At 65.2% G+C, this 3,213-nt stretch carries 4 protein-coding genes; all 4 read left to right on the top strand.

The window, feature by feature from the left end; all coding sequences use genetic code 11:
• A partial coding sequence (locus tag C5O18_RS10480) for a hypothetical protein (RefSeq protein ID WP_206389795.1) occupies nt 1–191 on the top strand: 191 nt, incomplete at its 5' end.
• Between the two features lie 128 nt (nt 192–319).
• A complete protein-coding gene (locus C5O18_RS07815) occupies nt 320–1,477 on the top strand; it encodes an OmpA family protein (protein ID WP_158249301.1) in 1,158 nt (385 codons plus the stop codon).
• A 467-nt stretch (nt 1,478–1,944) separates the two neighbouring features.
• A complete protein-coding gene (gene ung / locus C5O18_RS11015) occupies nt 1,945–2,643 on the top strand; it encodes a uracil-DNA glycosylase (RefSeq protein WP_420884485.1) in 699 nt (232 codons plus the stop codon).
• 47 nt (nt 2,644–2,690) lie between these two features.
• A partial coding sequence (locus C5O18_RS07805; RefSeq protein WP_241146784.1) for an enoyl-CoA hydratase/isomerase family protein occupies nt 2,691–3,213 on the top strand: 523 nt, incomplete at its 3' end.

Raw genomic sequence — 3,213 nt, 5'->3', positions numbered from 1 at the left:
GCAAGCAGCTGCCGCCGGCCAGCGAGGTGCCGCACCTGGCCGAGGTGATCTGGCGCCTGCGACCCATCGCCGACATGGCGGTGGCGGCGGAAGTGGCTGCCGCCATGGAGCGCGCCACCCAGCGCTACCTGGGCGAGCGCATGGATGCCATCTTCGGTTATCTGCTCGAAAATAAATCAAAACGCAGTTGACCTGCCGCTCATCGTTTTTTGTTGTTTTGTTGTATACCTCCTGTATGAGATCAACGGATTCCGGTAATCTCTTGATCAGGCTAATTGCGGGTCGCCAACGCTTTCAATTTATATTCAGAGGACAGAATATGAGCGCTCACCGTTTCTCTCTCTCCCGGTCGGCCGTGACCATGCGTGCAGCGGTGGCAGCCGCCGCCCTCGCCGGTGTCTCGACCTTCGCCGTCGCTGCCGAGGACAATGGCAGCAGCTACGACAACTATGTCTATTTCGGCGGCTTCTACCTGAAGGCCGACAAGGACCGTTCCCCGACCGACCGCTCCGCTGACAGCTTCGGCTACCAGGTCGGCCTCGGTCACCGTCTGAGTCAGAACCTGTGGGTCGAAGGCCAGTTCTTCGGTGACACCATCGAGACCGGCAACGCGGCCGGCACCGATTACTACCAGACCGGTTTCGGTGTCGACTTCCAGTACGCCTTCGGCCAGCGCTCCGAATTCACCCCCTACCTGGTCGCCGGTATCGGCGGTGTCTACAACGACGTCCCGGGTCAGGACGAGGTCAGCCCCTACCTGAACCTGGGCATCGGCTTCACCAAGAGCATCCTGGGCATCGAGACCCTGCGTCTGCGCGGCGAACTGCGCGCCGTGTATGACGACTACGACAAGAGCCCGATCGCCAGCCGCAACGGCGACGGCAAGATCGACTACCGCGCCGGCCTCGGCCTCGAGTTCGCGGTCGGCAAGGCCCGCGAACCGGAAGTGGTCGTGAAGGAAGTGCCGGTCGAGAAGGTCGTGGTCAAGGAAGTGCCGGTCGAGCGCGTGGTCATCAAGGAAGTGCCGGCTGCACCGGTCAGCGTCGATGACGATGGCGACGGCGTGATCAACGAACACGACAAGTGCCCGAACACCCCGAAGGGTGCCAAGGTTGACGGCAACGGCTGCGTGGTCGAGCAGACCCTGGTCATGCGCGACATCACCTTCGAGTTCGACTCGGCCCGTCTGACCGCCAATGCGCAGCGCCTGATGGAAAACGTCGTGGCCTTCCTGCGTTCGGATCCCTCGGCGAACATCACCATCGCCGGCCACACCGACAGCAAGGGCAGCGATGCCTACAACCTGAAGCTGTCGCGTGATCGTGCCAACGAAGTGCGTGACTACCTCGTCGGCTACGGCATCGACGCCGGTCGCCTGCAGGCTGTCGGTTACGGCGAAGGCCGTCCGGTGGCCAGCAACGACAGCGAAGCCGGCCGCGAGCTTAACCGTCGCGTCGAGTTCCGCATCCAGAAGTAAGCGCTTCGCGCATGCTGCAGAAAAGGGCCTGAACAGGCCCTTTTCTGTTTCTGCGGCGCGTCACAGGCTGTATGCTCCATGGCGACTTCAGCCATCGTACCGACATGACCAGCAAGCCTCCCAGCCAGCCCCGGGTACAGCGCCAGCAGCGTGGCGAGGAGCGTCGCGCTGCCATCCTGCGCGCGACCTGGCAGGTGGTGCTGCGTGATGGCGTGCGTGGGGTGCGTCACCGTGCCGTGGCCGAAGCCGCCGCCGTGCCGCTGGCGGCGACCACGTACTACTTCAGTGACATCAAGGATCTGCTGATCCAGTCCTTNGCAGCGCTTCCAGCTGACGGTGCCGGAGCAGGCCGCCCGCACGCTGCTGTCGGCGGTGCGGCGCATAGAATACGAAGGGCTGATCCAGGGCAGTGCCACCCGGCGTCCGGACTGGATTCGCGAGTCTCTTTCCTACCAGATCAAGGGGCTGTGGTGAGCGAGCAGGAATCCCGCATACGCTTGCATCCGGAATGGCTGGCGCCGTTGCGGGACGAATTCGAGCAGCCGTACATGCGTGACCTGCGGGGCTTCCTGCGTCAGGAGCATGCCGACGGACGCACGGTCTATCCACCGGGCGGCGAGATGTTCGCCGCGCTTGATGCCGCGCCGCTGTCATCGGTGCGCGTGGTGATCCTCGGCCAGGATCCCTACCACGGGCCCGGACAGGCCCATGGCCTGTGCTTCTCTGTGCGCAAGGGACAGCGCCCGCCACCGTCGCTGCAGAATATCTTCACCGAACTGCGTGAAGACCTCGGTCTCCAGCCGCCTCGCCATGGCGACCTGTCGCACTGGGCACAGCAGGGCGTGCTGCTGCTCAACAGCGTGCTGACGGTGCGTGCCGGCGAGGCGGCATCGCATCAGGGGCAGGGCTGGGAGCGTTTCACCGACCGCATCGTCAGTCTGCTCAACAGCGAGCGGGAAGGGCTGGTGTTCCTGCTCTGGGGCGGCTATGCCCAGCGCAAGGGGCGCATCATCGATACCCGCCGCCACCTCGTGCTGACCGCGGCGCATCCGTCGCCGCTGGCGGCCAATCGCGGCGGCTGGTTCGGCTGCCGCCATTTCTCCCGCACCAATGCCTGGCTGACCCAGCGCGGCCAGGTGCCCATCGACTGGTCCCTGCCGGCCTGAGGCCGGCGCAGGCAGTCCCTCGTCTTCATGTTTCCAAGGAGCCTTGTGTGAGCGATATCGATCCGGTCAAGTTCGACCATGTAGTCACGAGTGATGGCAATCTGCTGGCTGTCGCCACCCTGGATGCCGAGCGCAGCCTCAATGCGCTGACGCTGGAAATGGTCGAGCTGCTGCTGCCGAAGCTGGCCGAGTGGGCGGCTGACGCGCGTGTCGTCGCGGTGCTGCTGCGCGGCCGTGGCGAGCGCGCCCTCTGCGCCGGCGGCGACGTGCGTCGCCTGACCGAAGCGGCGCGGACCGGGCAGGGCGATGCCGGCCATGCCGCCGAGTTCTTCGCACGCGAGTACCGCCTCGACTATGCCATCCACCGTTTTCCCAAGCCGTTGCTGGTGTGGGGCTCGGGCGTGGTCATGGGGGGCGGCATGGGGCTGTTCGCGGGCGCCGGCTTCCGCATCGTGACCGACACCACGCGCATGGCCATGCCGGAGATCACCATCGGGCTGTATCCGGATGTCGGCGGCAGCTATTTCCTGTCGCGCCTGCCTGGACGGCTCGGGCTGTTCCTCGGCCTGA

Source organism: Amnimonas aquatica (assembly GCF_002943415.1).
Classification (GTDB): domain Bacteria; phylum Pseudomonadota; class Gammaproteobacteria; order Pseudomonadales; family Moraxellaceae; genus Perlucidibaca; species Perlucidibaca aquatica_A.
Note: the sequence above shows the minus strand (reverse complement) of the source record. Positions and strands in the feature narration are given on the sequence as shown.